General features: G+C 61.2%; 24 protein-coding genes. 13 read left to right on the top strand and 11 right to left on the bottom strand.

Translation table 11 applies throughout. The features are described from left to right. Window positions 1-8: 8 nt before the first annotated feature. Window positions 9-572: an Rrf2 family transcriptional regulator gene (locus KO536_RS15960; protein WP_133078321.1), complete on the top strand. Its 564-nt coding sequence runs from the start codon at window positions 9-11 to the stop codon at window positions 570-572. Here the strand turns inward: KO536_RS15960 and KO536_RS15955 are convergent. Continuing rightward, entirely contained in the window at window positions 493-1,428 is a 936-nt protein-coding gene (locus KO536_RS15955; protein WP_219262405.1) for an EamA family transporter, read from the bottom strand. The genes KO536_RS15960 and KO536_RS15955 overlap by 80 nt on opposite strands. Before the next feature lie 119 nt (window positions 1,429-1,547). Here KO536_RS15955 and KO536_RS15950 point away from each other — a divergent pair, with 119 nt between their 5' ends. Further along, window positions 1,548-2,330 (top strand): helix-turn-helix domain-containing protein, encoded by a 783-nt coding sequence (locus KO536_RS15950; protein ID WP_219262404.1) that lies wholly within the window; start codon window positions 1,548-1,550, stop codon window positions 2,328-2,330. 78 nt (window positions 2,331-2,408) lie between these two features. On the opposite strand, the gene KO536_RS15945 is transcribed toward KO536_RS15950, so the two are convergent. The 4 genes from KO536_RS15945 to KO536_RS15930 all read right to left on the bottom strand — a co-directional run bounded on the left by KO536_RS15945 (window position 2,409) and on the right by KO536_RS15930 (window position 6,332). Next, the gene (locus KO536_RS15945) at window positions 2,409-3,299 is read right to left on the bottom strand and encodes an ABC transporter permease subunit (RefSeq protein ID WP_219262403.1); all 891 of its coding nucleotides are present in this window, start codon (window positions 3,297-3,299) and stop codon (window positions 2,409-2,411) included. After that, window positions 3,296-4,216 (bottom strand): ABC transporter permease subunit, encoded by a 921-nt coding sequence (locus KO536_RS15940; protein ID WP_133078325.1) that lies wholly within the window; start codon window positions 4,214-4,216, stop codon window positions 3,296-3,298. The genes KO536_RS15945 and KO536_RS15940 overlap by 4 nt, the downstream gene beginning before the upstream one ends. Next, the gene (locus KO536_RS15935; RefSeq protein WP_133078326.1) at window positions 4,213-5,355 is read right to left on the bottom strand and encodes an ABC transporter ATP-binding protein; all 1,143 of its coding nucleotides are present in this window, start codon (window positions 5,353-5,355) and stop codon (window positions 4,213-4,215) included. Before KO536_RS15935 ends, KO536_RS15940 begins: the two co-directional genes overlap by 4 nt. A 215-nt stretch (window positions 5,356-5,570) precedes the next feature. Continuing rightward, window positions 5,571-6,332 (bottom strand): gamma-glutamyl-gamma-aminobutyrate hydrolase family protein, encoded by a 762-nt coding sequence (locus KO536_RS15930; protein WP_133078327.1) that lies wholly within the window; start codon window positions 6,330-6,332, stop codon window positions 5,571-5,573. A gap of 278 nt (window positions 6,333-6,610) precedes the next feature. Here KO536_RS15930 and KO536_RS15925 point away from each other — a divergent pair, with 278 nt between their 5' ends. From KO536_RS15925 to KO536_RS15910, 4 genes are all read left to right on the top strand, one after another. Next, window positions 6,611-7,987: a glutamine synthetase family protein gene (locus KO536_RS15925; RefSeq protein ID WP_019827394.1), complete on the top strand. Its 1,377-nt coding sequence runs from the start codon at window positions 6,611-6,613 to the stop codon at window positions 7,985-7,987. A gap of 181 nt (window positions 7,988-8,168) precedes the next feature. Next, window positions 8,169-9,659 (top strand): aldehyde dehydrogenase, encoded by a 1,491-nt coding sequence (locus KO536_RS15920; RefSeq protein WP_219262402.1) that lies wholly within the window; start codon window positions 8,169-8,171, stop codon window positions 9,657-9,659. Window positions 9,660-9,711: 52 nt separating this feature from the next. Continuing rightward, window positions 9,712-10,995, top strand: a complete 1,284-nt coding sequence (locus KO536_RS15915) for an FAD-binding oxidoreductase (protein WP_219262401.1) — start codon at window positions 9,712-9,714, stop codon at window positions 10,993-10,995. Between the two features lie 208 nt (window positions 10,996-11,203). Then, window positions 11,204-11,752, top strand: a complete 549-nt coding sequence (locus tag KO536_RS15910; RefSeq protein ID WP_046810696.1) for a cupin domain-containing protein — start codon at window positions 11,204-11,206, stop codon at window positions 11,750-11,752. A gap of 141 nt (window positions 11,753-11,893) precedes the next feature. Here the strand turns inward: KO536_RS15910 and KO536_RS15905 are convergent, their stop codons facing one another. Beyond that, entirely contained in the window at window positions 11,894-12,916 is a 1,023-nt protein-coding gene (locus KO536_RS15905) for an aldo/keto reductase (protein WP_219262400.1), read from the bottom strand. A gap of 281 nt (window positions 12,917-13,197) precedes the next feature. Here KO536_RS15905 and KO536_RS15900 point away from each other — a divergent pair, with 281 nt between their 5' ends. From KO536_RS15900 to KO536_RS15870, 7 genes are read left to right on the top strand one after another with little or no spacing between them, the layout of a single operon-like run. After that, window positions 13,198-13,776, top strand: a complete 579-nt coding sequence (locus KO536_RS15900; RefSeq protein WP_219262399.1) for a helix-turn-helix domain-containing protein — start codon at window positions 13,198-13,200, stop codon at window positions 13,774-13,776. A 36-nt stretch (window positions 13,777-13,812) separates the two neighbouring features. Beyond that, window positions 13,813-14,952, top strand: a complete 1,140-nt coding sequence (locus KO536_RS15895; RefSeq protein ID WP_219262398.1) for an LLM class flavin-dependent oxidoreductase — start codon at window positions 13,813-13,815, stop codon at window positions 14,950-14,952. A 20-nt stretch (window positions 14,953-14,972) separates the two neighbouring features. Beyond that, window positions 14,973-16,601: an ABC transporter substrate-binding protein gene (locus KO536_RS15890; RefSeq protein ID WP_219262397.1), complete on the top strand. Its 1,629-nt coding sequence runs from the start codon at window positions 14,973-14,975 to the stop codon at window positions 16,599-16,601. Further along, window positions 16,594-17,580 carry an ABC transporter permease gene (locus KO536_RS15885; RefSeq protein WP_219262396.1) on the top strand — a complete coding sequence of 329 codons (987 nt, stop codon included), beginning with the start codon at window positions 16,594-16,596 and terminating at the stop codon, window positions 17,578-17,580. The genes KO536_RS15890 and KO536_RS15885 overlap by 8 nt, the downstream gene beginning before the upstream one ends. Before the next feature lie 14 nt (window positions 17,581-17,594). Further along, complete coding sequence (locus KO536_RS15880) at window positions 17,595-18,473, top strand: ABC transporter permease (protein ID WP_219262395.1); 879 nt, start codon at window positions 17,595-17,597, stop codon at window positions 18,471-18,473. Then, window positions 18,470-20,176: an ABC transporter ATP-binding protein gene (locus KO536_RS15875; protein ID WP_219262394.1), complete on the top strand. Its 1,707-nt coding sequence runs from the start codon at window positions 18,470-18,472 to the stop codon at window positions 20,174-20,176. Before KO536_RS15880 ends, KO536_RS15875 begins: the two co-directional genes overlap by 4 nt. Window positions 20,177-20,192: 16 nt before the next feature. After that, window positions 20,193-21,416: an acyl-CoA dehydrogenase family protein gene (locus KO536_RS15870; RefSeq protein WP_219262393.1), complete on the top strand. Its 1,224-nt coding sequence runs from the start codon at window positions 20,193-20,195 to the stop codon at window positions 21,414-21,416. Window positions 21,417-21,926: 510 nt separating this feature from the next. Here KO536_RS15870 and KO536_RS15865 read toward each other — a convergent pair. The 5 genes from KO536_RS15865 to KO536_RS15845 form a co-directional block, all read right to left on the bottom strand. Then, a complete protein-coding gene (locus KO536_RS15865) occupies window positions 21,927-22,718 on the bottom strand; it encodes an ABC transporter substrate-binding protein (protein WP_374105712.1) in 792 nt (263 codons plus the stop codon). 16 nt (window positions 22,719-22,734) lie between these two features. Then, entirely contained in the window at window positions 22,735-23,514 is a 780-nt protein-coding gene (locus tag KO536_RS15860) for an ABC transporter permease (RefSeq protein ID WP_048352525.1), read from the bottom strand. Window positions 23,515-23,516: 2 nt separating this feature from the next. Beyond that, entirely contained in the window at window positions 23,517-24,383 is an 867-nt protein-coding gene (locus tag KO536_RS15855) for an ABC transporter ATP-binding protein (protein WP_219262392.1), read from the bottom strand. After that, the gene (locus KO536_RS15850; protein WP_219262391.1) at window positions 24,383-25,417 is read right to left on the bottom strand and encodes an ABC transporter substrate-binding protein; all 1,035 of its coding nucleotides are present in this window, start codon (window positions 25,415-25,417) and stop codon (window positions 24,383-24,385) included. Before KO536_RS15850 ends, KO536_RS15855 begins: the two co-directional genes overlap by 1 nt. A gap of 125 nt (window positions 25,418-25,542) precedes the next feature. Then, entirely contained in the window at window positions 25,543-26,874 is a 1,332-nt protein-coding gene (locus tag KO536_RS15845; protein WP_219262390.1) for an LLM class flavin-dependent oxidoreductase, read from the bottom strand. Window positions 26,875-26,893: the final 19 nt, after the last annotated feature.

Below are 26,893 nucleotides of genomic sequence, written 5' to 3'. Positions count from 1 at the left end.
AGATACTGATGTCTCTTTACAGCGCGGGCGTTGAGTACGGCATTCACTGCCTGCTTTTTCTGGTAGGTGATGGTGGCGAAAGCCGTGAAGCGAGCGTGCGTGATCTTGCAGAGTTGCAAGGCGTACCTCAGGACTACCTGGCAAAGATTTTCACCAAGCTGGCCAAGTCCAGACTGGTCGTGGCCACCGAAGGCGTGCGCGGCGGATTCAAGCTGGCCAGGCCTGCTGACGAAATCAGCATTCTCGATATCGTCAACGCTATCGACGGCCAGAAGCTTATTTTCGATTGCCGGGAAATCCGTGGCCGCTGCGCACTCTTCGAAGGCTCGCCGCCTGCCTGGGCGCTGGACGGCCACTGTTCGGTTCACGCGGCGATGATGACGGCACAAAAGCGCATGGAAGAGGCCCTGGCCCAACAAACCATTCTTGATCTTGCCCGAAAGGTCGGCCGAAAATCCCCCGCCGAATTCCCGGCACAGGTCGGCAAATGGATCAACGATCGTCGAGAGAAGAAAAGCGCCGCGCAGCCTTCTGACGACCAGGCCATCCCGGTAACTGACATCTCGGACTAAGCCCCGGCCCTTTTACAAACCCCACCGCAAGCGCCGACAAAATCAGCACAATCGATACCCCCTCACTGAAATCCACCGAGTGTCCAAGCATCAGCACCGACCCTGCGACCCCGAATACCGGAATCAGCAAGGACAGCGGCGCCACCTTGGACACCGGGTATTCGCGCAGCAATAAATTCCAGCCCCAGTAGCAGAAATGCGTCGCTGCGTAGACCTGAAACAAAAGCGAGAACACCGCTACCCACTCAACGTGTTCGACCAATGCGGTAAACGGCGCAGATCCGTGAGCCAGCCAGGTGAGCAGCAGCAAGGGAATCGGCGGGAACACGCTGGCCCAGACCACAAAGGCGAACATCTCCCGGACCCTGGACTGCTTGATGATGACGTTGCCCACACTCCAGCTGAATGCACTGATCAGCAACAAGCCATAGCCCACGGTCGTGCCGTGGCCGGGACTGGCGAGAATAATGCTGACCAGACCCAGCACCGCAAGCCCTACCCCCAGCATCTGGCCCAGGCTCAGATGCTCGCGAAACAGCAACACCCCCCAGCCCAGCGTGAAAAAAGCACTGAACTGAACCAACAGGGCAGCAGTTCCGGGCGGGACTCCCAATTCGATGCCCACGTTGATCAGCGCCCACATCGCAACACCAAAAATCAGTCCATAAGCCGCCAGCCACTGCAGGGCTATCGGGGGACGCTTGATAAAAAACACCCACGGCAACGCCGCGAGGGTAAATCTGAGCGCAGTCAGCAACAACGGATCAATGGCAGCCAGGCCCAATTTGGTAATGGGAAAATTAAACCCCCAGACGGCCGTCACCATGACGGCCAGGGCCACGTGTTTCTTTTGCATAGCGTTCTGCTTCCAGTAGGCAGGGCTGGCGAGCGTGCGCACCAACCGAGGCGTCACTATGAACACTTGCTACCAAGGCCCGCTTGCACTATCAGGTCATAGATCATTAAATTCGGGCCATGCGCGAAATTGACATCGATACCTACGAGAACATCCCCCGTGACGCAGTGGTCACGGCCAATAACTATGCAGACGGCCAGCACTTTGCGCTGCACACCCATCGTCGCGGGCAATTTGCCTATGCCGCCAGCGGTGTCATCACCGTATTTACCGACCAGGGCAATTGGGTCGTGCCCCCGCAAAGGGCTATCTGGGTTCCAGCGGGGGTGCCTCATGAAATGAGCATGGCCGGGCCGGTGACCATGCTGAACACTTATATCCGCAGTCCCGCCTGCAGCCGGCTTGGCCTGCCCGCACAGTGCCAGGTCTTCGGTATCTCGCCCCTGCTCCACCAGCTGCTGATCCAGGCCGTGGATATCCCGGCGCTGTATGACGAGACCCGTCGGGAGGGTCTTGTGATGGGGTTGCTGCTTCACGAAATAGCCGGCATGCCGCCCCTGTCACTCAATGCACCGTTGCCGGGTGAGCCAAGGCTGGCACAGACCTGTCGTACGTTGCTGGAACAGCCGTCACTGGATATCGGGATTGATGAGATGGCCCGCCAGGTCGGCATGAGCCGCCGCACCTTCACCCGGCTATTTCGCCAGCAAACCGGAATCAGCTTTGTCGAATGGCGCCAGCAAGCATGCCTGTTGGCAGCCGTGGTGCGCCTGGGTAACGGCGAAGCCATTACGCGAGTGGCGACTGACCTGGGCTATAGCAGCCCGAGCGCCTTTACCAGTGTGTTTCGCAGAGTACTGGGCGCGGCACCCAGCCGGTATTTTCCGAAAGGACTGCCTTGAACCGGTCACGGCCAAAGCTAATACCCATAAAAAAACCTCGGCCCCTTCACAAGGGCCGAGGTTGTTTATGACGCGAGCTCAAGCCGCGCTTGTCGACTGCCCGCCACGCACGTCAGGCTGCTTCCAGGACTCTGCCGCCGACTCATCGATGGCTTGCTGGATAGCCTTTTTACGATGCTCTTCAGCACGACGGCCGAAGAACCACACCATGAAGGTCATCAGCGACACCGCCAGCAGGATCAGGCTGGCCACGGCGTTGATCTCGGGTTTGACCCCCAGACGCACCGCCGAGAACACTTCCATCGGCAAGGTCGTGGAGCCCGGCCCCGACACGAAGCTGGCCAGTACCAGATCGTCCAGCGACAGGGCAAAAGACATCATGCCCCCGGCAGCCAGTGACGGCGCGATCATCGGGATGGTGATCAGAAAGAACACCTTCCACGGCTTGGCACCCAGGTCCATCGCCGCCTCTTCGATCGACATGTCCAGCTCGCGCAGACGTGACGACACCACCACCGCCACATAGGCCGAACAGAATGTGGTGTGGGCGATCCAGATAGTGACCAGGCCACGCTCCTGCGGCCAGCCGATCATCTGCGCCATGGCCACGAACAGCAGCAACAGCGACAGACCGGTGATCACTTCAGGCATCACCAGCGGCGCCGTCACCAGGCCGCCAAACAGCGTACGGCCCTTGAAGTGCGAGATTCGGGTCAGTACGAACGCCGCCAGGGTGCCCAGCGCGACGGCTGCAATCGCCGTGTAACAGGCAATCTCCAGCGAGCGCATCACCGAGCCCATCAGTTGCGTGTTGTCCAGCAGGCCCACGTACCACTTCAGCGACCAGCCGCCCCATACCGTGACCAGCTTGGAGGCGTTGAACGAGTAGATCACCAGGATCAGCATCGGCAGGTAGATGAACACCAACCCCGCGACCAACATAAAACTAGAAAAACGGATGCGATTCATATCTTGCCCTCCAGCTCTTTAGCCTGGCTGCGGTTGAACAGAATGATGGGCACGATCAGGATCGCCAGCATGACGACAGCCAGCGCGGACGCTACGGGCCAGTCACGGTTGTTGAAGAATTCCTGCCACAACACTTTACCGATCATCAGGGTTTCCGGGCCGCCGAGCAGTTCCGGAATCACGAACTCGCCTACCACCGGGATAAACACCAGCATGCAGCCGGCGATGATGCCGTTTTTCGATAACGGGACCGTGATTTTCCAGAAGCTGTTGAACGTGCTCGAACCCAGGTCAGACGCGGCTTCCAGCAGGCTGGTGTCGTGTTTCACAAGGTTGGCGTACAGCGGCAGGATCATGAACGGCAGGTACGAATACACAATGCCGATGTACACCGCGATGTTGGTGTTGAGGATCTGCAGCGGTTCGCTGATCCAGCCCATCGACATCAGGAAACCATTGAGCAGGCCGTTGTTGCTGAGGATGCCCATCCAGGCATACACCCGGATCAGGATCGCGGTCCAGGTCGGCATCATGATCAGCAGCACCAGCACGGTCTGCATCTCTTTGCGCGCATTGGCGATGGCATAGGCCATCGGATAACCGATCAGCAGGCACAACAGGGTGCTGAAAAAGGCCATCTTCAGCGAGCCCAGGTAGGCGGCGATGTACAGCTCGTCGTCACCCAGCATGGAATAGTTGCTCAGGTTCAGCAGCAGCTGGATTTTCTGGTCAACGTAACCGTAGATTTCGGTGTAGGGCGGAATGGCGACGTCGGCTTCGGCAAAGCTGATCTTCAGAACAATGAAGAACGGCAGCATGAAGAACAAAAACAGCCACAGGAATGGAATCCCGATGACCAACTGACGGCCACCAGGGGTTATTCGTTGCAGTCGGCGCTTGAGTTTTCGCATGTTCATGAGCGCAGTACCACGCCGCTGTCGTCTTCCCACCACACGTAGACCGCGTCGTCCCAGGTAGGGCGCGCGCCACGGCGTTCGGCGTTGGCCATGAACGACTGGACGATCTTGCCCCCGGGCAGTTCCACGTAAAACACCGAGTGACCGCCCAGGTAGGCGATGTCATGCACCTTGCCGTGGGACCAGTTGTAGGCCGACTCGGGCTTGAGGGTGCTGACCAGCATTTTTTCCGGGCGGATGGCGTAGGTAATCGACTTGTCCTGCAGGGACGTCGTCACGCCGTGGCCCACGTAGATCTTTTGATCCAGTTCCGGGCTGTGGATGATCGCGTAGCCCTCCTCGTCATCAATGACCGAACCGTCAAAGGAGTTCACGTTGCCGATGAATTCGCACACCATCCGACTGACAGGCGCTTCATAGATGTCGACCGGGCTACCGATTTGAGCAATCCAGCCCAGGTGCATGATGGCGATACGCTCAGCCATGGTCATGGCTTCTTCCTGGTCATGGGTCACCATCACACAGGTCACGCCAACCCGCTCGATGATCTCCACCAGTTCCAGTTGCATCTGCGAGCGCAGTTTTTTGTCCAGCGCGCCCATCGGCTCATCGAGCAGCAGCAGTTTCGGGCGCTTGGCCAGCGAACGGGCCAGGGCCACGCGCTGACGCTGACCACCGGACAATTGGTGCGGCTTGCGTTTGGCGTACTGGGTCATGTGCACCAGTCGCAGCATTTCCTCAACGCGGGCCTCAATGTCACTGGCGGACAAGCGGTCCTGCTTCAAGCCAAAGGCGATGTTCTGCGCCACCGTCATGTGCGGGAACAGCGCGTATGACTGAAACATCATATTGATCGGCCGCTCGTAGGGCGGCATGTCAGTGATGTCTACACCGTCGAGGAAAATACGGCCCTCTGTTGGGCGCTCAAAGCCTGCCAGCATGCGCAGGAGGGTCGACTTTCCGGAGCCGGAGCCTCCGAGCAGGGCGAAGATTTCACCTTGATGGATCTCCAGGGACACATCGTCAACAGCGATGGTTTCGTCGAACTTCTTGGTAACACGGTCGACTTTTACCAACACTTTCTTCGGTGCCTGGTGACCTTCAAGAGCCTTCCTATAGGTACTGGAGGCGTTTGCCATATGAAACTCCCAACAGGTTTCAGTCGCCAGGCCAACGCGGCCCGACTTAGTAGTGGATAACCCGCAGCGAACGGGCTCATTCGGCGCCGCATTTGCGGTTGCCTGGTTGTACTTGTTGTTATCGCGGTGTGTTGCCGTGAGGGACTGACACGCAAAGAAACGCCCACCTGCTTACGCAGACAGCCCAATCCATAAGCGAAGATGAAAACCGTCAGTCAGCGTGAATCACGAAGAGATGCTCGTTGCCGGCATGCATCGCCAAACGCCTGGAAAATACTCAAGTAGACAGGGTTGTTCTGAACCTGCCATTCCGGATGCCATTGCACACCCACGGCAAAAGCCTGGCTGAACTCGACAGAAACCGCCTCGATCAGACCGTCCGGTGCAACGGCTTCGGCACGCAGGCCGGGGGCCAGGCGATCAATGCCCTGGCTGTGAATCGAATTGACCTGGAACGTGCGAGGCAAACCCAGCGCGTCGAAGACACCACCCGGCTGCACCTCGACGTCATGAGCCGGTGCGTACTGCACGGCCAGGTCCGGATGATCCGCTTCGCGGTGATCGAGAAAGCCGGGGAGCTCGTGGACTTTCTGGTGCAGGCTGCCACCGAATGCCACGTTCATTTCCTGGAAACCCCGGCAAATGCCGAGCACCGGAACGCCCGCAGCAATGGCCGCACGCAACAGAGGAAGGGTCGTGGCGTCACGCGCCGGATCGTGATCCGTGCCCGGCGTGCTGGGGGCACCTTGATAGTGGAATGGCTCCACATTCGAAGGCGAACCCGTGAACAACACACCATCCAGATGGGCGAGCAGCTCATCTGTTTCGGTCAGTTGCCCCAGGGAAGGAATGATCACCGGCAACCCAAGAGACGCGACGCTGACAGCACGCAAGTACTTGTCGCCGCTGACGTGGTAAGGGTGCAGGCCAATCTGTTTGACGCATGCAGTAACGCCGATCAATGGCTTGAGTGCCATTTTTATCACCTCGAAGTTTCACACTTGAACGAGCTTTTCCGGAGCTTAGTCTTGTTGATTTTAATTAACAACTCCAATGTAAAAAATCTAAAACACCTCAAGGCAAACCATCGGCCTTCTCAGGCTCGAAATGGCTTATCAGAGACCAAAAAGCCCTCATCCGACCTAAAAAATAACGATTTAAGACAGGGTGTTCGCTATTGACTTCACTAAACCTTTCGGATTGACTGAGCTCGTGAAAGGGCAGTGAACATAATAATTAACATAATAGGTGCATCATGTCGGTTCCCCTGCGCGCAGTTCAGCTCAATGAAGCGAACGCATTCCTTAAGAAATATCCTGAGGTTTTGTACGTCGACCTTCTCATTGCGGATATGAACGGCGTGGTGCGCGGCAAGCGCATCGAGCGCACCAGTCTTCACAAGGTTTACGAGAAAGGCATCAACCTGCCCGCCTCCTTATTTGCACTCGATATCAACGGCTCTACGGTGGAAAGCACCGGCCTGGGTCTGGATATCGGTGACTCGGACCGGATCTGCTACCCCATCCCCAACACCCTGTGCATCGAGCCGTGGCAGAAACGTCCGACGGCACAACTGTTAATGACCATGCACGAACTGGAAGGCCAGCCGTTCTTCGCTGACCCGCGGGAAGTGCTGCGTCAGGTCGTCTCCAAATTCGATGACATGGGCCTGACGATTTGTGCAGCCTTTGAACTCGAGTTCTACCTGATCGACCAGGACAACGTGAACGGCCGCCCGCAATCGCCACGGTCGCCGGTGTCGGGCAAGCGCCCAATGTCGACCCAGGTGTATTTGATCGACGACCTGGACGAGTACGTTGACTGCCTGCAAGACATTCTTGAAGGCGCGAAAGAGCAAGGCATTCCGGCTGACGCCATCGTCAAGGAAAGTGCCCCGGCCCAGTTCGAAGTCAACCTGCATCACGTGTCCGACCCCATCAAGGCCTGCGACTACGCGGTACTGCTCAAGCGTCTGGTGAAAAACATCGCCTACGACCATGAGATGGACACCACCTTCATGGCCAAGCCGTATCCGGGCCAGGCGGGCAACGGGCTGCACGTGCACATTTCGATTCTCGACAAAGAAGGCAACAACATCTTTGCCAGCGAGGATCCCGAGCAGAACGCCCCATTGCGTCACGCGATCGGCGGTGTGCTGGAGACCCTGCCCGCGCAGATGGCCTTCCTTTGCCCGAACGTCAACTCATACCGCCGTTTCGGTGCACAGTTCTATGTACCGAACTCGCCAAGCTGGGGCATCGATAACCGCACCGTGGCAGTGCGTGTGCCAACCGGTTCTGCCGATTCCGTGCGCATCGAACACCGCGTCGCCGGCGCCGATGCCAACCCGTATCTGTTGATGGCCTCTGTACTGGCCGGTATTCACCACGGCCTGACCAACGAAATCGAGCCAGGCCCACCGGTAGAAGGCAACAGCTACGAGCAAAACGAACAGAGCCTGCCGAACAACCTGCGTGACGCTTTGCGCGAACTGGACGACAGCGAAGTTATGGCCAAGTACATCGACCCGCTGTACATCGACGTATTCGTCGCCTGCAAGGAAAGCGAACTCGCCGAGTTCGAGAACTCCATCTCGGACCTTGAGTACAACTGGTACTTGCACACCGTGTGATGGACCAATCCGCTGTGGGACCCGAGCCTGCCCGCGATGTCGTCGGCACATCCAGCATGGATGTCGCCTGACACACCGCTTGCGCGGGCAAGCCCCCTCCCCGGCGCCTGTGTTTTCTCCACTCGTAAATGGGTCGCCTGCACGTCCGGCGACCCCTTTTCCCCTGCATCGAGTCACTCCAATGGCAAACACTCGCAGTGACTGGGAGCAACGCTTTCAGTCTTTGACACTAGAAGGCCGGGCATTCATTGATGGTCAATACCGTCCGGCACTCAGCGGCGAAACCTTCGAATGCATGAGCCCGGTGGACGGTCGCTTTCTGGCGAACGTCGCCAGCACCGACGAAGCCGACGCCAATGCGGCGGTGATCGTTGCTCGCAAGGCGTTTGAATCCGGCGTCTGGGCCAGGCTCGCCCCGGCTGAGCGCAAGCGCATCCTGATTCGTTTTTCCGATTTGATTCTGGCAAACCAGGAAGAACTGGCGCTGCTGGAAACCCTGGACATGGGCAAGCCCATCAGCGACTCCATGACCATCGATATCCCGGCAACCGCCAACGCGATTCGCTGGAACGCCGAAGCCATCGACAAAATCTACGACGAAGTCGCGCCCACCCCCCACGATCAACTGGGCCTCATCACCCGTGAACCTGCTGGTGTTGTGGCGGCCATTGTGCCGTGGAATTTCCCGCTGATCATGGCCAGCTGGAAGTTCGCCCCGGCCTTGGCGGCAGGCAACTCGTTCATCCTCAAGCCTTCGGAGAAATCGCCACTGACGGCGATCCGCATCGCGCAACTGGCACTGGACGCCGGTATCCCGAAAGGGGTGTTCAACGTCCTGCCGGGCTTCGGGCACACCGTCGGTAAAGCGCTTGCGTTGCACATGGACGTCGACGTCCTGGCCTTCACCGGCTCGACAGCCATTGCCAAGCAACTCCTGATCTACGCGGGCCAGAGCAACATGAAGCGGGTGTGGCTCGAGGCGGGCGGCAAGAGCCCTAACGTGGTGTTTGCCGACGCGCCGGATTTGCCCGCCGCCGCGCAAGCAGCCGCCAGCGCCATTGCCTTTAACCAGGGCGAAGTCTGCACCGCAGGTTCGCGCCTGCTGGTGGAGCGCTCGATTCGCGAGCAGTTCATTCCCCTGCTGGTTCAGGCATTGCAAGCCTGGAAACCGGGCCATGCCCTGGACCCGGCAACCACCGTGGGTGCCGTCGTCGATCAGCGCCAAATGGAAGCGGTCCTGCGTTACATCCAGATCGGCAAGGACCAGGGCGCACGCCTGCTCACAGGCGGCAATCGTACCCTCGAAGACACCGGGGGCCTGTACGTGGAACCGGCCATCTTCGACGGTGTGACCAACGCCATGACCATCGCCCGTGAAGAGATCTTCGGTTCGGTGCTGTCGCTTATCACCTTCGACACCGAGCAAGAAGCGCTGGCGATAGCCAATGACTGCATCTACGGCCTGGCCGCAGGCGTATGGACCAGCAACCTGAGCAAGGCCCACACCTTTGCTCGCGGTTTGCGCGCCGGCAGCGTATGGGTCAACCAGTACGACGGCGGCGACATGACTGCGCCGTTTGGCGGGTTCAAGCAGTCGGGTAACGGTCGGGACAAATCCCTGCATGCGTTCGACAAATACACCGAGCTCAAGGCCACCTGGATCAAGCTCTGACACCTTTGCGACGGCTGTCGCCAGCACGTGTCGACAGCCATCGGAGAAACTTATGAAACAGACACACATCAACAGCTACTACGCCGCGACCCGCAACCACACGGGCGACTTCCCGACGCTTGAAGAGCGGGTGGAATGCGATGTCTGCGTGATCGGCGCGGGCTACACCGGCCTGTCTTCAGCCCTGTTCCTCGCCGAGGCAGGCTACAGCGTCACCGTGCTCGAAGCCGCCAAAGTCGGCTTCGGGGCCAGCGGTCGCAACGGCGGTCAACTGGTCAACTCCTACAGCCGCGACGTGGACGTCATCGAAGCGCGCTACGGTGACAAGACTGCCGAAGTGCTTGGCAGCATGATTTTTGAAGGCGCCGACATCATCCGTCAGCGCATCCAGCACTACGACATCCAGTGTGATTACCGTCCCGGCGGGATCTTTGCGGCGCTGAACAAAAAGCAACTCAAAGGCCTGACCGAGCAAAAAAACAGCTGGGAACGCTACGGCAACCAAAACCTGACACTGCTCGATGCACACGACATCAAGCGTGAAGTGGGTTGCGACAACTACGTGGGCGGCCTGCTGGACATGCAGGGCGGACACATCCACCCGCTGAACCTGGCACTCGGCGAAGCGTCGGCAATCATCGGCCTGGGCGGCAAGATCTTCGAGCAGTCGGCTGCCGTGGAAATCACTTACGGCGAGCCGATCACCGTGCGCACCGCCAAAGGGGTGGTTCGGGCCAAGTACCTGCTGATCGCGGGCAACGCCTACCTGCCGCAGAACCTGGACAGTCGCGTGACCAGCAAAAGCATGCCCTGCGGTTCGCAAATTGTCGTGACAGAGCCGCTGACGGAAAACGTCGCCCGTAGCCTGATCACCCACAACTACTGTGTTGAAGACTGCAACTACCTGCTCGACTACTACCGCCTGACGGCCGACAACCGCCTGTTGTACGGCGGCGGTGTGGTCTACGGTGCCCGCGAGCCGGACGACATCGAGCAACTGATCAGGCCGAAAATCCTCAAGACCTTCCCGCAATTGAAGGACGTGAAGATCGATTACCGCTGGACCGGCAACTTCCTGCTGACCATGTCACGCATGCCGCAATTCGGGCGTATCGAGAAAAACGCCTACTACATGCAAGGCTACAGCGGTCACGGCGTCACCTGCTCGCACCTGGCGGGCAAACTGATTTCTGAAATGATCCGCGGCGACGCCGAGCGTTTCGATGCGTTTGCCTCGTTGCCGCACATGCCCATGCTCGGTGGCCGGACCTTCCAGGTCCCGCTGACTGCCATGGGCGCTGCGTACTACGCAATGCGCGACCGTTTCGGGATCTAGCTGCGCCCCAGTGGGAGCGGGCTTGCCCGCTCCCACTCCGGCAATCAGGGTTGGCCTGCGCTATTTACCGAACCTGCTGAGCAACACGAACAAACGTGATTTAATAGTCGCCTTTCACGTTTCTGGGACAGGGGTACGGTGCGATTTGCAGCATCCGTCGACCGCCATCTCCCCCATCACCCTTAAGTAGTTCTCACATAAGGCTGTCATGGACACGGGCTCACGACTCAAATTAGTACGCGAAAGCTACAAAATGTCCCAGCGCGAGCTGGCCCGGCGTAGCGGCGTCACCAATGCCACCATTTCCCTGATCGAACAGAATCGCGTCAGTCCTTCTGTCAGCTCCCTTAAAAAGTTGCTGGAAGGCATCCCCATGTCTCTGGCCGACTTTTTCACCTTCGACCAGCCCCCCCGCGAACACCAATACGTCTTCCGCGCCAATGAACAGCCGGACCTGGGGCGTGATGGCTTGCGCTTGCTGCTGATAGGCGCTTCGGTGCCGGGTCGGCAAATGCGGTTATTGCGCGAGCAATACGCGCCGGGCGCAAGCTCCGGGGAAGAGCCGATCGTGCACGCTGAAGGGGAAGAATGCGGGCTGGTTGCCCGCGGCACGGTAGAACTCACCGTGGACGGGCAAATCAGCATATTGAATGCCGGGGACGGCTATTACTTCCCGACCACCCTGCCCCACCGTTTTCGCAACATTGGCGCGGACGAGGCAGAGATCATCAGCGCCAACACACCGGCCAACTTCTGATCCTGACGACCCCGTCTGCCAGGTAACTCGCGGTGATTCCATCGCGAGCAAGCCCGCTCCCACAGAAACTCCAGCATTTGTGTTCAACACAGGACCTGCAGGAGCTGGCTTGCCTGCGATGCAGGCGACGCGGTCGCTCATTTACACCCGCGACCGGCGCCCAAAAAATGGATGGCTCGGGTCGTTGTAGCCCGGTGTCGATGAGTGCCCCGTCACCACCAGATCATTGATAAACGCTTCGTCCTGCGCAGTGAACCTGTAGTTCAGCGCCGGTACGTAGTCTTCCCATTGCTGTTCGGTACGCGGACCGGCAATGGCCGAGGTGATCAGGGCGTTGTTCAGCACCCATGAAAGGGCGAACTGGCCTGCAGTGATGCCTTGCCCCTCGGCGTATTCACGTATGCGCTGGGCCAGGTTCAGAGACTCGGGGCGCCACTCGGTCTGCTGCAGGCGCGGGTCGTTACGCCCGGCGCGGGTGTCCTGGCCCGGCGCCTGATCAGGGTCGTATTTGCCCGTCAGCACGCCACGGGCCAACGGGCTGTAAGAGATCACGCCAATGCCGTAATGCTCGGCCGCAGGCAGGTGCTCGACTTCGATCTGGCGGTTGGCCAGGTTGTACAGCGGCTGGCTCACGCTCGGCCGCTGGATGCCCAGCAGGTCAGCGCTGCGGCTGAATTCGGCCAGCTTCCAGCCCCGGTGGTTGGACAGCCCGTAACCGCGAATCTTGCCCGCCCGGATCAAGTCATCAAGGGCTCGAAGCGTTTCGTCCACCGGCGTGTCATGGTCTTCGCGGTGCAGGTAAAACAGGTCGATATAGTCGGTGTTCAGGCGCTTGAGGCTGGCTTCGGCCGAGGCGATGACGTTCTGGCGCGAGGCGCCACTGTTGTTCGGCCCGCTACCGCCCGGGTCGGGATTGACGAACTTGGTCGCCAGCACCCATTGCTGACGGCGCTCGCCGATCAAACGACCGACCACCTCTTCCGAAGCCCCCCCGTTGTAGCCATTGGCGGTGTCGATGGAGTTGATGCCCTGCTCAAACGCGCGGTCGGTGATACGCCGGGCGACGTCGTCCGGGGTCTGCCCGCCGAACATCATGGTGCCCAGGGTGATGGGCGAAACCTTCACACCGTTGCGGCCCAGGTTGCGGTACTGAATGTCGCTCATGATGACTCCCTGCGTGGTGATCGTGAAATCAAGTGGCGCAAACAGTAGTCAGCGGGGCTGAAGCGGTCAACGCCCAACGAAGCATAACCATAGAGCCGTTTTGCCAGGATTTCGCTTATACATAAATGGCATTTAAACGGCTGAATTAATTATTTATGGATCTAAAAAACCCTCGGTAATCTCATGACTTTTCGGACCGCATGAAAAGGAATCATCATGAGCCGTCGCCCCCATGGCCCTGACTATTCACCTGCACTCACTGCCGCTGCAGGTTCGCGCCCATGAATATCCCAACCGGTTTTCTCGACAGCAGCGGCAGTGTTCCCTTCAGCCTGCCCGAGCGCGATCAACAGGGCGACGACCCCATCGCCAAACGTATCAGCCTCAACCTGCGGCGCCTGCGCGACAAGCGCCAGCTGACCCTGGAAGGGCTGGCCCATGCCAGCGGCGTGAGGCGGGCAATGATTGCGCAGATAGAAGCAGGCAGCAGTTTTCCCTCGGTCAAAGTGCTGTGCAAGGTGGCAGGCGCGCTTCAGGTGTCGATCGCCGAATTTCTCGACCCCGGCACCGTTATCCGCCGCGCCTTGCCCCCCGAGCACGGTGAACCGGCGGTGGCGTTCCATGAGCTGCGCCTGAGCCCCCAGGCCAGGAAAACCCTGCCCGGCAACCCCCACAGCGGGCAAAAAAACCTGGTGGTCGCCCAAGGCACTTTGGAGCTGACCCTCAATGACGAACTCATCGTCCTGAACACTGGCGACTCAATCCTGTTCAGCACCGAACAGCCCCACACCTGCCACAACCCGAGAGACAGCGAAGCCGTCGCCTATCTGGTGACCAGCCCTGCGCAAGTGCAGGAATAGACCGCTTTTGCCTACCCACTGCCTGGAGCCTTCGCCTTGTCACGTCAGCTATCCCCACTGGATTTCCCTGAAAGCCCGCTGTCCCGCGCCTTCGAGCAACCGCTGTTTCTGGGCCTGTTCCTGCCTGTGCAATCGGGCGGCTGGAGCCCATCGGCACTGCCTCGCAGCACCACCTGGACCTTCGACTACAACCGCCAGTTGACCCTGCGCGCCGAAGCGCTGGGCTTCGATCTGGTGTTCGCTCTGGCCGAATGGCTGGGCAAGGGCGGCTACGGTGGCGATATCCGCTACCATGACGAATCCCTGGATGCCTTCATCACCCAGGCGGCACTGGCGTCGGTGACAGAGCGGATCTTGCTGATTTCCACCCTGCACGTGCTCTACGGCCCGTGGCATCCGCTGCATCTGGCCAAGTTCGGCGCCACCCTGGATCACATCAGCAAAGGCCGCTGGGGCCTGAACCTGGTCACTGGCCATCGCCACCGCGAGCACCGGCGCTTTGGGCAGGCGCCCATCGAGCATGATCAGCGTTACCGCCAGGCCGACGAATTTATCCGCGTGGTGCAGGAGCTGTGGCACAGCCAGGAAAACGTCGATTTCAGCGGCGATCATTACACACTCGAAGAGGCCTATGTCAGCGTCAAACCGTCCTTTGGCCGCCCGGTGCTGGTCAACGCCACCGGTTCACCCGCAGGCATCGACTTTGCCGCCCGTCACTCCGACATCGTGTTTACCACCAGCCCCGGCAGTGCCGAAATCGAAAGCGCGCTGGACAAGCTGCCCGAGCATTTGCAGCGGATCAAACACGCCGCCCACGGCTATGGCCGTCAGGTGCGCACCCTGATCAACCCGCTGGTGATTTGCCGCGACAGCGATGCCGAAGCCTGGGAAGTCCACGCCGCCATCACCGCCGCAGGCGACCCCGGTGCGCTGGAGGGTCATGCCCGCGAAGCCAGCGATGCCCATGCCTGGCGCGGCCACCAACCGGCAGAGCGTTACGTGGGCGGCAATATCCAGCTGGTCGGCAGCCCCGAGACCGTGGTGCGCGACATCATCCGCCTGAAAGAGGCCGGTATCGACGGCCTGCAACTGAGTTTCTTCGATTTCGCCCCCGACCTTGAACAGTTTGGCGAGCGCGTTTTGCCGCTTTTGCGCCAGGCCGGCTTACGCCGCTAACCCACCCCAGGATGACCGCCATGCCCTTTACCCGTCGTCAATTTGTTGTTGGCCTGTCTGCCCTGTCCGCACTCGGCGCCAGCATTCCGTTCCTGCCCTCAGCCCTGGCCGACGCGACGGGCGAAGCCGTCAGCGGGCGGCGGGTGTTCAACCTGTTGATCAACCCCGAACCACCGTCGCTGAGTTCGTTCAATACCACAGCGGGCACCAGTGTCACGGCCAGCAGCAAGGTGCTGGAGGGCTTGCTCACCTATGACGAAAACCTCAACGCCCGCCCTGCACTGGCGACCGTCTGGGAGGCTGCACCCGATGGCCTGAGCTACCGCTTCACCCTGCGCGAAGGGGTCAAGTGGCATGACGGCGAGCCCTTCACCTCGGCTGACGTGGCCTTCTCCCTGGACCTGATCAAGCGCTTCCACCCCCGAGGCTCCAGCACCTTCGCCAACCTTGAGCGAGTCGACACCCCCGACGACCACACCGCCATCGTCCACTTGAGCAAGCCTGCGCCGTACCTGATTCGCGGCTTTGCCGGAGGTGAAACGCCCATCGTGCCCAAGCACCTGTATGCCTCGGGCGACCCATTGAGCAACCTGCACAACAATGCCCCGGTGGGCACCGGCCCCTTCCGCTTCAAGCGCTGGGAACGTGGCAGCTTTATCGAATACGAACGCAACCCGCAGTACTGGGATCCGGCGGCAACCGTGGTCGACACCCTGATCCTCAAAGTCATCCCGGACGGCGCCGCCCGCATGGCCGCGTTCGAAAACGGCACGCTGGATGCCGGCGGGCAAAGCCCGGTGCCCCTCAGCGAGCTTGACCGCCTGACCAAATCCGGCCGATTGAAGGCCACAACCCGGGGCTACCGCTACACCATTACCCCGACCATTCTTGAGTTCAACCTTGACCACCCGCTGCTGTCACGCCTCGAAGTCCGCCAGGCGATTGCCCATGCCCTGGACCGCGAAGTCATCCGCAAAGTGGTGTACTACGGCTACGCCGAAGCCAGCTATTCGCCCATTCCCAAAAGCTTCGCCAACTACGTCTACGAAGGCCCCAACCCGTACCCCTTCGACACAGAGGCTGCCAACGCGCTACTGGACAAGGCGGGGCTAGAGAAAAAAGGCCCCTGGCGTTTCAGCCTGACCCTCGACCCGCTGCCCTATGGCGACAGCTACAGCCGCACCGCCACCTATGTGCGCAGTGCACTGGCACGCATTGGCATCGAAGTGAAGCTGCGCGCCCAGGACTTCCCCACCTACATCAAGCGGATCTACACCGACCGCGACTTTGATTTCGCGGTGGTCGGCATGGGCACCCTGTACGACCCCACCGTCGGTGTTCAACGCCTGTACTGGTCGAAGAACTTCCGCAAGGGTGTGCCCTTCTCCAACGGCACCCACTACAACAACCCCGAGGTGGACCGCCTGCTGGAAAGCGCCGCCGTGGAGACCGACGAGCAAAAACGCGGCGATCTGTTCAAGGCATTCCAGAAAATCGTGATCGAAGAAGTGCCCTCCATCACCCTGGTGATGCAGCAACAGGTCTCGGTCTACAACACGCGGGTCAGCGGCTTCGAAGACGACGCCAACGGCCTGGACAGCAGCCTGGCCAATATCAGCCTGGCCGCCGCAGGTGGCGAGCATGCTTGAACGGCGCAGAATGTGGCGCCTGTCGAGGCGCACCTTGTGGCAAGCCATCCCCACCGTGATCGGCATCCTGGTACTTAATTTTCTGCTGCTGCGGCTGATCCCCGGCGACGCGGTAGACGTGCTGGCCGGTGAATCCGGGGGCGCCAGCGCCGAGACGCTGATTCAGTGGCGCAGCCATTTCGGCCTGGACTTGAGCCTGGTGGACCAACTGCAGCGCTACCTCGGCCAACTGGCCCATCTGGACCTGGGCCTGTCGCCACGCTTCAACCTGCCGGTCAGCCAACTGGTGCTGGACCGACTGCCCAACACCCTGCTGCTGATGGTCGGCGCACTGGGGCTGGCACTGGCCATCGGGATTGCTGCCGGAACCGTCATGGCGACCTGGGTCGGGCGCTGGCCTGACCGCGTGTTGTCACTGGCGGTGTTGCTGCTCTACTCCACGCCGGGATTCTGGATCGGCCTCATGGCGGTGTTGCTGTTCTCGGTCAAACTGGGCTGGCTGCCCAGCAACGGTTTCCAGACCCTGGGCCTGAACCTCAATGGCCCGGCCTGGCTGCTCGACCGGCTGCAACACGCCGTGCTGCCCGTACTGGCCCTGGCCACGTTTTATATCGCCCTGTATGCCCGACTGACCCGCGCCGCGATGCTTGAAGTGCAACGCCAGGACTATGTGCGCACCGCTCGCGCCAAGGGGCTCGCGCCCTGGCGAGTGGTGTCGCGGCACGTGCTGCGCAATGCCCTGCTGCCCTTATCGACCCTGGCCGGGCTGCATTTTGCCGCCCTGCTCGGTGGCGCGGCCGTCACCGAAACCCTGTTCGGCTGGCCGGGCCTGGGCCGCCTCACCCTGGAGGCGGTGATGTCCCGCGACTACAACCTGCTGCTGGGCATCCTGCTGCTGTCATCGATGCTGGTCGTGGTGATCAACATCGCCGTTGACCTGCTGCAAGCCTGGCTCGACCCCCGTATCCAGGCCGACTGAAAAGGAGCTGCCCCATGACCACTGCCGTGCTGCAAAGCGCCCCGACCGGCTACAGCGAAAGCGTCTGGACGGCCCTGTTGCGTAACCCTTCGGCACTGATCGGCGCGACGATGCTGGCGCTGGTACTCACCCTGGCGCTGTTGGCCGGAACGCTCTATCCCGGTGATCCGCTGGACATGGTGGCCATGCCGATGCTCTGGCCCGGCGACGACCCGGGCTACGTTCTGGGCAGCGACTCACTGGGCCGCGACGTGGCTGCCGGCATCGCCCACGGCGCCCGGGGCTCCTTATTGATTGCCGCCAGCGCCACCCTCATCAGCGTATTGATCGGCGGGCTGGTCGGTGCCTTGGCCGGCTACCACGGCGGCAAGCTGGGGGATGTGCTGATGCGCATCTGCGAAGTGTTCCAGACCGTGCCGTCGTTTTTGCTGGTGATCGTCATCGTGGCCATCGGCAACCCGACACTTGGGATCATCGCGCTGGCGATCGGCATCTCCTCATGGCCAACGGTCGCACGGCTGGTGCGCGCCGAATTCCGTACCCTGCGCGAAGCCGACTTCGTCACCGCCGCCCGCAGCCTGGGCTTCAGCAACAGCTCGATCATCCTGCGCGAAATCCTGCCCAACGCCCTTGCGCCACTGGTGGTCACCACCTCGATCCTGATCGCCCAGGCGATTCTGGTGGAAGCCGGACTGGCCTTTCTGGGCATGAGCGACCCGAATCAAGCCAGTTGGGGCGCCATGCTCGGCAGCGGTCGTGAACAGATCGCCAGCGGCTGGTACCTGACCGCCCTGCCGGGGCTGGCAATCATCTTCGTGGTGCTGGCCCTCAACCTTCTGGGCGACGGTCTCAACGACGCCCTCAACCCTCGCCTGCGACGGTATATCCCATGAGCCTTCTGGACGTACGCGGTTTGCGCGTGAGCTACGACAACGCCGATGCGGTAAAAGACCTGAGCTTCACGTTGCAGGCAGGCGAGACCCTGGCACTGGTGGGTGAATCCGGCTGCGGCAAATCCACCACGGCCCTGGCGCTGATGGGCCTGCTGCCGGACAACGCCCGGCTGGGCGGCCAGGTCTTGTTTGAAGGCCAGGACCTGCTGAGCATCGCGCCCCGGCAGATGCGCCAGTTGCAAGGCAACGCGCTGGGGATGATTTTCCAGGACCCGCTGTCCAGCCTCAACCCGGTATTGACCCTGGGCGAACAGGTGGCCGAAAACCTGCTGGCGCACACCGACCTCACCCGTCGCCAGGCCTGGAAACGCGCCGAAGAACTGTTCGCGCTGGTGCAACTGCCCCGCCCCGCAGCCCACCTGCACGAGTACCCGCAACATTTGTCTGGCGGTCAGCGCCAGCGGGTGGTGATCGCCATGGCGATTGCCTGCCAGCCGCGCCTGTTGATCGCCGACGAGCCGACCACCGCGCTGGATGTGAGCGTGCAGGCGCAGATTCTCGAATTGCTCGCCCGTTTGCGCGGCGAACTGGGCATGGGGCTGCTGTTGATCACCCATGACCTGGGAGTGGTTGGCCAGCACGCCGACCGGGTGATCGTGATGCACGACGGTCACGCGCTGGAGAGCCAGCCGACCCGTGCCCTGATCGATCGCCCGCAACACCCCTACAGCCGCGGCCTGCTTCAGGCTTCGCTGGGAGCTGAACATGACCAGCACTACCTGAACAACCGCCTGGCCGAAATCAACATCGAGCGCCAGCCCGGCCAGGCCACGCGCTACAGCGTCAACAGCAGCCACTACGGGCCGGGGCGCAAGCCACGGGCACCCGCCGGCAACCCGGCGCTGCTCAAGGTCAGCGACCTGACCACCGGCTACGGCGACAGCACTGTGCTCAACCGCATCAGCCTGGAAGTGGGCGAGCGCGAGAGCGTGGGACTGGTCGGCGAATCGGGCTGCGGCAAGTCGACCCTCAGCCGCACCCTGTTGCGTTTGCTGCCTGCCCGCAGCGGCACAGTCGAGTTCGACGGGCGCGACATCGCCAGCCTCGCCGGTGAGGAGCTGCTAGGCTGGCGACGCCAGGTGCAAATGATTTTCCAGGACCCCTATGCCGCGCTCAATCCGCGCCACAGCGTGGAGACCATTCTCGATCGTGTGCAGCGCCTGCACGGACAGAACGACCCGGGGCAGCGCCAACAGGCACGCCTGACAATGCTCGACGCCGTCGGTCTTGCGCGCAGCAGTCTGGCGCGTCTGCCCCATCAGTTCTCCGGTGGCCAGCGCCAGCGCATCGGCATCGCCCGGGCGCTGATCCTCAAGCCCCGGCTGGTGATCTGCGACGAGCCGGTGTCGGCACTGGATGTCTCGACCCAGGCCCAGATTCTCAACCTGCTGGTGGAACTGCGCGAAGAGCTGGGCCTGTCCTACCTGTTTATCTCCCACGACCTGTCGGTGGTGCGCTATTTCGCCGACCGGATCCTGGTGATGGAACACGGGCAGATTGTCGAGCAAGCCACCCCGCACACCCTCTGGCACTCACCCCGGCACCCTTACACCCGTCGCCTGTTGGCGGCGATACCGGGCGCTGCGGCGCCGAGCCCCCCACCCCTGCCTGTATCCGGCCTGCGCTTTGCCGTTGGCTGGTAATTCCAAGGAGCATCACATGTCACACATAGACTCAGCCTGGGGCGCCGTCCCGTCGGCCGGATACGAAGACCTGGCGCAACGTTTTCGCCCCCTGTTCGCCCGGATTCGCGAGGGGGCAGTGGATCGCGAACTGGAGCGGCGCCTGCCGATCCAGGAACTGCAATGGCTCAAGGAAGCAGGCTTCACCACGGTTCGCGTACCCAAGGCATACGGCGGCGCGGGCGCCAGCCTGCCCGAACTGTTCAACCTGCTGATCGAACTGGCCGAGGCCGACTCGAACCTGGTGCAGTCGTTGCGCGGGCACTTTGGTTTTTGCGAAAACCTGCTCAACAGCCGCGACCGTGAATATCAGGGCATCTGGCTGGAGCGACTGGGCCGTGGCGAGACCGTCAGCCCGGCGTCCGGCGAAGTGGGCAACGCCAAACAGCTTGAATTCGGCACCCGCCTGAGCCTGCACGGCGGCCATTGGCAACTGAGCGGCAGCAAGTTCTACACCACGGGTGCGCTGTATGCCGACTGGGTCGATGTCAGCGCCAACAACCCTGATGAACAGCGGGTCTCGGTGACTGTACGCACCAGCGACCCCGGGGTTGAAATCATTGATGACTGGAACGGTTTCGGCCAGACCCTGACCGCCAGCGGCACGACCCATTTTCGCGAAGTGCCGGTCGATCCGATCAACGTCATCCTGGCTGAAAACCGCTTTCGCTATTCACCGGCTTTTTACCAGACCGTGCACACCGCGACCCTGGCCGGAATTGGCCGGGCGCTGGCCGCAGAGACGGCCGGGCACGTGGCCAGGCGCACCCGCAGTTTCAGCAGCGGCAATGCCCCGCGTGTGGCACAGGATCCGCAAGTGCTGCAAGTGGTGGGCAACCTGCGCAGCGCGGCTTACACCGCGGGAGCCATCACGGCACTGAACGCGCAGGCCCTGCAACGCGCCCATGAAGCGAGCTTGAGCGACGACGAACAGGCGTTGACCCTGGCGGTGAACATCGCGGAACTGGAAGTGGCGCAATCACAAACCATCGTCTCGGACCTGATCATCAAGGCCAGTGGCGATTTGTTTGATGCGCTGAGTGCGTCGGCCACCCTCAAGCCATTGGGGCTGGACCGTTTCTGGCGTAATGCGCGGACGTTGTCGTCCCACAATCCGCGTATCTACAAGAGCCGGATCGTGGGTGACTTCGCGGTCAACGGCACACCGCCGCCTGCGCAATGGCGCATTGGTGTGGCGTAGGATAAAAATCACGAAAAACCCGTAGTCGCTGCCGAAGGAACGAGGCTGCGATCGAGCGCATAGCGGTCGCAAGACCGGTACACGCGGCGTGCCTGATAAACCGTGCAAGCTGACTTTACGACTGCTGCGCAGCCGGACGCAGCCTCGCACGGCTCGTCAGCGACTACAGATTCGCCACCCACCCGCGTGTAGTCGCTGACGAGTAGAACGAGGCTGCGATCGAGCGCGTAGCGATCGCAAATCCGGTACACGCGGTTTGCCTGATTAACCGTGCAAGCTGACTTTACGACTGCTGCGCAGCCGAACGCAGCCTCGCACGGCTCGTCAGCGACTACAGATTCGCCACCCACCCGCGTGTAGTCGCTGACGAGTAGAACGAGGCTGCGATCGAGCGCGAAGCGGTCGCAAATCCGGTACACACGGTATGCCTGATTAACCGTGGAAGCCGACTTTACGACTGCTTCGCAGCCTCGTTCCTTCGGCAGCGACTACAGGGGCAGGCCATTGGGCTCAATGACACACCAGCCCATCCCCAATCTTCAAGCTGTCCACCAGCAACGCATTGCTGCGCAAATCCCAGGCACGGGTCTGGCCGCCACGGGCCTGCCAGTCATGCATCGCCGCATTGATCAGCGCACGGCTCTGTTTGTCGGTGCGGCTCAGGTATACCCGCACATCACTGCTCGCCTTCAATGTCTGCGGCAACAACGTGTAGAAACGCCAGTCCGGCGCCTGTGCAAGCGCCTGCAAGCTGTTGCGCTCTTCAGCCAACAGGTTGCACTCGCCCGCCATGAACGCCACCGCGGCACGAATCGACGATACATAAGTTCGCAACTCGGCCCCCTGTTGCGTCAAGGTTTGCGCCCAGGGACTGCCAACGGCAATGCACACGCTTTGCCCCTGTATCGGGCGCCGGGGCGCATTGCGCAAGCCAATCAACGCACCCTCCCGGTACTGCACCGGCAACTTGCGCAGACTCGCCACCCGATCAGCCACCACAGGCAGTTTCAAGCTCCCGGCTATCACCAGATCGACACTGCCATCGTTAAACCCGGCCGTATCGGGCAGCGCCTGCAGTTGCACCTTCAAGCCAAGGTAAGACCCCAGGGCTTCGGCCAGTTGACTGTCCAGCTCATCCGGCTCGGCAACCAGGGCTTCCTGTCCCAGGGTCGGGCGCGGATAACTGCGTACGCCCACGCGCAGCACCTGGCGCTGTTCGGCCGCCTGCAACAACGGCCCCCGGGGCATATCGCCCGGTGCCACAGGCCATTGCCAGGCGACCAGCGCCACTGCGCCAGTCACCACTGCCGCCAACCACCTAACCACCGTGGCGCAAGCCCCGGCGCCAATAGGTAAAACGCCGCTCCAGCAAGGCCAGCAAAAAGTTCAGCAACAACCCCACCACCGCCAACAGCAGAATGCCTGCGTACATGCTGGGAATCTGGAACACTTCCTGGGAATTGAGCGTCAGAAAACCCAACCCGGAATGAGCCCCGATCATCTCGGCAGCCACCAGTGCCGTGATGCAATACGCACCCGCCAGACGAATCCCGGTAAAGATCGAAGGCGACGCCGCCGGCAGCACGATTTTGGTAAACAGAAACCAGCGGTTCGCGCCCATCGACAGTGCCGAGTTGATCAGCAACCCATCGACCTGCTTCACGCCGCTGATGGTACTCAACAGAATCGGCCAGAACGACGCCCAGAAAATGATCGCGATCTTGGACAATTCACCAATGCCCAAAAACAGGATAAACACCGGGAACAACGCCAGCGCCGAGGTCTGGCGGAAGAACTGCAACAACGGATCGAGCACACTTTCGACCCGTGCAAACCAGCCCATCATCAACCCCAGGCTGACACCCGAGGCGATGGCCAGCAGCAACCCGGCAAAAGAGCGAAACAGGCTGGCCTGCACGTGCTTGAGCAAGTCACCGCTGCTGGCCAGGTCCAGCACCGCACCCAACACCGCCGACGGCGGGCTCAGGTAGCCGGGATTGACGATCCCCAATTGCGGCAACGCCTCCCAAAGGGCCAGGAACGCCACAATGCCCACGGTGCTGTCGAACACCCGGCGTGAAGTCAATTTAAAGCCCATGGTCATACTCCAATCCGATAACCACCCAGAGTCGCAATGCTCTGCCAGTTCTGATGCGTCGCCGCTGCTGCTGGCTCACGGGTTAGGTCGGTCACTTCATCGCGCAGGGCCTCCCAGGCGCGCTGGCGATAGTGCACAAAGGCTTGGGTATTGCGCAGTTCAGGAAGGCGGGGGCGGGCCAGGTCGATATCGAAAATCTCTTTGATCCGCCCCGGACGCTGAGTCATCACCGCCACCCGATCCGACAGGAAGATCGCCTCGTCCAGGCTGTGGGTGATGAACACGATGGTTTTTTTATGGGTGTCCCAGATGCGCAGTAATTCGCTCTGCAAGGTCTCGCGGGTTTGCGCGTCCAGGGCCGCAAAGGGCTCGTCCATCAGCAGCACGTCCGGGTCGTAGGCCAGTGAGCGGGCAATTGCCACGCGCTGGCGCATGCCGCCGGACAACTCGTGGGGGTAGCGCGAGGCAAAACCGTTGAGCCCCACCAGCTCCAGGTATTCGCGGGCGGTTTCCAGTCGCTGTGCCTTGCCCACACCGCGAATCTCCAGGCCCACGGCGATGTTGTCGAGCACCGTGCGCCAGGGCAGCAGCGCATACCCCTGGAACACCACCCCCTGATTGCGGTTGATGCCTTGCAGGGGTTTACCGTCCACCAGCAGGTCGCCACCGGTCTTGTGGGCAAGCCCGGCGAGGATGTTCATAAAGGTGGATTTGCCACAGCCCGACGGCCCGAGGATGGACAGAAACTCGCCCTCGCGCACCTGCAAGTCGAACCCCTCCAGCACGGGCACCCGCTCCTCACGCCCGGCTTCGTCCCGTGCCTGAAACTCCATGTTCAGGTCACGGGCGATGATCTTGTGGGCCGCCATCAGGCGTGTCCCCGGGCAAATGGGTTGAATTCGTTGGTGTAGACATCCTTGACCCCTATCGAGCCTTTCTTGATCTTGCCTTCGTTTTCGAGGATGTCGATGTAGTACTGAATCGGCGGTTCGGTCACCACCAGATCGTCGATATAGGCAAAGCGCTCTACCAGTTCAAGCTTCATGCCGATGCGCTCGGAAGTGATCTTGCGGGCGTCGTCGGGGTTGGCATTGACCCAGTTGGCAGCACGGGCAATGGCATTGACCACGTCGCGGGTGGCCTCCGGATTCTCGCGGCTGAACTTGCCGAACACGCTGTACGGCGCCATGCCGCCCAGGCCGCCGTCCAGGTCGTAGTCGCTCCACAGCTTGCGCAGCGCCGGGTTGTTCTCGGCCCCCCCGGACGATGGCGGATGGATGATGGCAACGTCGATATTGCCGGTGGCCAGGGTTTGTTCGCCCTGGTTGTCCGGCACCACCACCCAGTTGATCTTGTCGACGTTGACGCCCTGCTCGCGCAGGTATTTTTTGGTCACGAACTCGGCGCAGGCGCCAAAGCTGTTGAAGCCGATGGTTTTGCCTTCAAGGTCCTTGGGTTTGAAGATGCCCGAATTGTCGCGCACGAAGTACTTCATGTGCGGGGCTTCCTGCAGCGTCCTGCCACCGGCGGCGACCACCTTGAGATCCAGGCCACTGGCGATGGCTGAAATCACCAGGGGCACCATGCGCGCACCGAAGTCGATTTCGCCGGTGCCGGTCAACGGAATGATCTGCGGTGCGGCGATGCGCCCGATGTACTTGGGCCGTGCGCGGGTGCCCTCGAAATAGCCGAGGGAATCGGCGACGTAGACCAGATCGAATGACGGGTTGTCCGGGTACTTGAAGTCCACGACCTGATCGGCGCGGCCCTTGATCACGGCGGCGCTTTTACCGGCGCCCGCGTCCTTTTTTTCGCAGCCGGGCAGCAGGATGCCGGCAGCACCGACTGCGCCCAGTACGGCGCAACTTCTGAGGAAAGCTCTTCTGTTGTTGATCGGGTTCATGCCCGCTCCTTATGGATTGAGTGCTGCTGTTGTGGGAGCGGGCTTGCTCGCGACGGCATCACCGTGATTCGACAGGCAGACCGCAGCGCCTGCATCGCGAGCAAGCCCGCTCCCACCCAAGACAATCAGGCTGTTTTCAGGGCGTAACGCGAATCCGGACGCGTCAGGCCGTAGTGCTCGCGCAACGTGCTGCCCGCGTACTCACTGCGGAACAAACCGCGCTTGCGCAAAATCGGCAGCACTTCATCCAGAAACACCTCAAAACCATCGGGGAACGCGGGCGGCATCACGTTAAAACCATCGGCCGCGCCACTGCGGAACCACTGCTCGATCAAGTCGGCAATCTGCACCGGCGTCCCCACCGGCACCCAATGACCCCGCGCACCGGCCAGGCGGTTGATCAACTGGCGCAAGGTGACGTGCTCGCGATCCACAATGTCGATAATCAACTTGAAGCGGCTGGACTGGCTTTCAACACCCTCGAAGTTGATCAGGTGACGGGGGAACGGCGCGTCCAGGTCCTGCCCGCTCAAATCCACCCCCAGCATGCGTCGCAGTTGCCCCAGGGACACATGGGGCAGTACCAGATCGTTGAGTTCATCGAACTTGCGCTGTGCTTCGGCCTCGGTGCTGGCGATGTACGGGCTGATGCCCGGAAGGATTTTCAACTGGCCAGGGTCGCGGCCCACCGCCTTGGCCCGGGCACGGATATCGTTGGCGAATTCGGTCGCGCTGTTCAGGGTCTGGTGAGCGGTGAAAATCGCTTCGGCATGCCTGGCGGCAAAGTCACGGCCATCTTCGGAAGAACCGGCCTGCACCTGCACCGGCCGCCCCTGTGGCGAGCGCGGCGAATTCAACGGACCCTTGACCTTGTAGTAGGCGCCCACGTGGTTGATCGAGTGCACCTTGGTGCTGTCGGCAAACACCCCGGCCGTCTTGTCCAAAACCAGCGCGTCGTCTTCCCAGCTGTCCCACAGATTACCGACCACGTTGACGAATTCTTCGGCCTGGGCGTAGCGGTCATGGGCCGAGGGGTGTTCATCCAGGCCGAAATTGGCCGCGGCGGCGGCCATTGAGGTGGTGACGATATTCCAGCCCGCACGGCCCTTGCTCAGGTGGTCCAGCGCGCTGAACGAGCGAGCCAGGTTGTAGGGTTCGCTGTAGGTGGTACTGGCCGTGGCAATCAGGCCGATACGCTGGGTCACTGCGGCAATGGCGGCAAGCCAGGTGACCGGTTCAAAACGGATGCGCAGGCCTTCACGGCCGCTTTCGGCCAGTGACGGCGAGTCGGCGAAAAAGATCGCATCGAGTTTTTCCCGCTCGGCACGCAGCGCCAGCTGCTGGTAGTAACCAATGTCCATCGACGATTCCGGCACCGACTGTGGGTGACGCCAGGCCGCTTCGTGATGGCCGTTGGGGTAGATAAACAGGTTGAGGCTGAGCTGACGTTCGGACATGTTCTGTTCTCTGAATTCA

It is taken from the genome of Pseudomonas sp. NKUCC02_KPG (assembly GCF_019345465.1).
In the GTDB taxonomy this organism is placed as follows: Bacteria; Pseudomonadota; Gammaproteobacteria; order Pseudomonadales; family Pseudomonadaceae; genus Aquipseudomonas.
Note: the sequence above shows the minus strand (reverse complement) of the source record. Positions and strands in the feature narration are given on the sequence as shown.

What these genes read in the sequence shown, in the direction of transcription:
- KO536_RS15960 (WP_133078321.1), top strand. Translation starts at nt 9, where the DNA reads ATGTCTCTTTACAGCGCGGGCGTTGAGTACGGCATTCACTGCCTGCTT.
- KO536_RS15955 (WP_219262405.1), bottom strand. Translation starts at nt 1,428, where the DNA reads ATGCAAAAGAAACACGTGGCCCTGGCCGTCATGGTGACGGCCGTCTGG.
- KO536_RS15950 (WP_219262404.1), top strand. Translation starts at nt 1,548, where the DNA reads ATGCGCGAAATTGACATCGATACCTACGAGAACATCCCCCGTGACGCA.
- KO536_RS15945 (WP_219262403.1), bottom strand. Translation starts at nt 3,299, where the DNA reads ATGAATCGCATCCGTTTTTCTAGTTTTATGTTGGTCGCGGGGTTGGTG.
- KO536_RS15940 (WP_133078325.1), bottom strand. Translation starts at nt 4,216, where the DNA reads ATGAACATGCGAAAACTCAAGCGCCGACTGCAACGAATAACCCCTGGT.
- KO536_RS15935 (WP_133078326.1), bottom strand. Translation starts at nt 5,355, where the DNA reads ATGGCAAACGCCTCCAGTACCTATAGGAAGGCTCTTGAAGGTCACCAG.
- KO536_RS15930 (WP_133078327.1), bottom strand. Translation starts at nt 6,332, where the DNA reads ATGGCACTCAAGCCATTGATCGGCGTTACTGCATGCGTCAAACAGATT.
- KO536_RS15925 (WP_019827394.1), top strand. Translation starts at nt 6,611, where the DNA reads ATGTCGGTTCCCCTGCGCGCAGTTCAGCTCAATGAAGCGAACGCATTC.
- KO536_RS15920 (WP_219262402.1), top strand. Translation starts at nt 8,169, where the DNA reads ATGGCAAACACTCGCAGTGACTGGGAGCAACGCTTTCAGTCTTTGACA.
- KO536_RS15915 (WP_219262401.1), top strand. Translation starts at nt 9,712, where the DNA reads ATGAAACAGACACACATCAACAGCTACTACGCCGCGACCCGCAACCAC.
- KO536_RS15910 (WP_046810696.1), top strand. Translation starts at nt 11,204, where the DNA reads ATGGACACGGGCTCACGACTCAAATTAGTACGCGAAAGCTACAAAATG.
- KO536_RS15905 (WP_219262400.1), bottom strand. Translation starts at nt 12,916, where the DNA reads ATGAGCGACATTCAGTACCGCAACCTGGGCCGCAACGGTGTGAAGGTT.
- KO536_RS15900 (WP_219262399.1), top strand. Translation starts at nt 13,198, where the DNA reads ATGAATATCCCAACCGGTTTTCTCGACAGCAGCGGCAGTGTTCCCTTC.
- KO536_RS15890 (WP_219262397.1), top strand. Translation starts at nt 14,973, where the DNA reads ATGCCCTTTACCCGTCGTCAATTTGTTGTTGGCCTGTCTGCCCTGTCC.
- KO536_RS15885 (WP_219262396.1), top strand. Translation starts at nt 16,594, where the DNA reads ATGCTTGAACGGCGCAGAATGTGGCGCCTGTCGAGGCGCACCTTGTGG.
- KO536_RS15880 (WP_219262395.1), top strand. Translation starts at nt 17,595, where the DNA reads ATGACCACTGCCGTGCTGCAAAGCGCCCCGACCGGCTACAGCGAAAGC.
- KO536_RS15875 (WP_219262394.1), top strand. Translation starts at nt 18,470, where the DNA reads ATGAGCCTTCTGGACGTACGCGGTTTGCGCGTGAGCTACGACAACGCC.
- KO536_RS15870 (WP_219262393.1), top strand. Translation starts at nt 20,193, where the DNA reads ATGTCACACATAGACTCAGCCTGGGGCGCCGTCCCGTCGGCCGGATAC.
- KO536_RS15860 (WP_048352525.1), bottom strand. Translation starts at nt 23,514, where the DNA reads ATGGGCTTTAAATTGACTTCACGCCGGGTGTTCGACAGCACCGTGGGC.
- KO536_RS15855 (WP_219262392.1), bottom strand. Translation starts at nt 24,383, where the DNA reads ATGGCGGCCCACAAGATCATCGCCCGTGACCTGAACATGGAGTTTCAG.
- KO536_RS15850 (WP_219262391.1), bottom strand. Translation starts at nt 25,417, where the DNA reads ATGAACCCGATCAACAACAGAAGAGCTTTCCTCAGAAGTTGCGCCGTA.
- KO536_RS15845 (WP_219262390.1), bottom strand. Translation starts at nt 26,874, where the DNA reads ATGTCCGAACGTCAGCTCAGCCTCAACCTGTTTATCTACCCCAACGGC.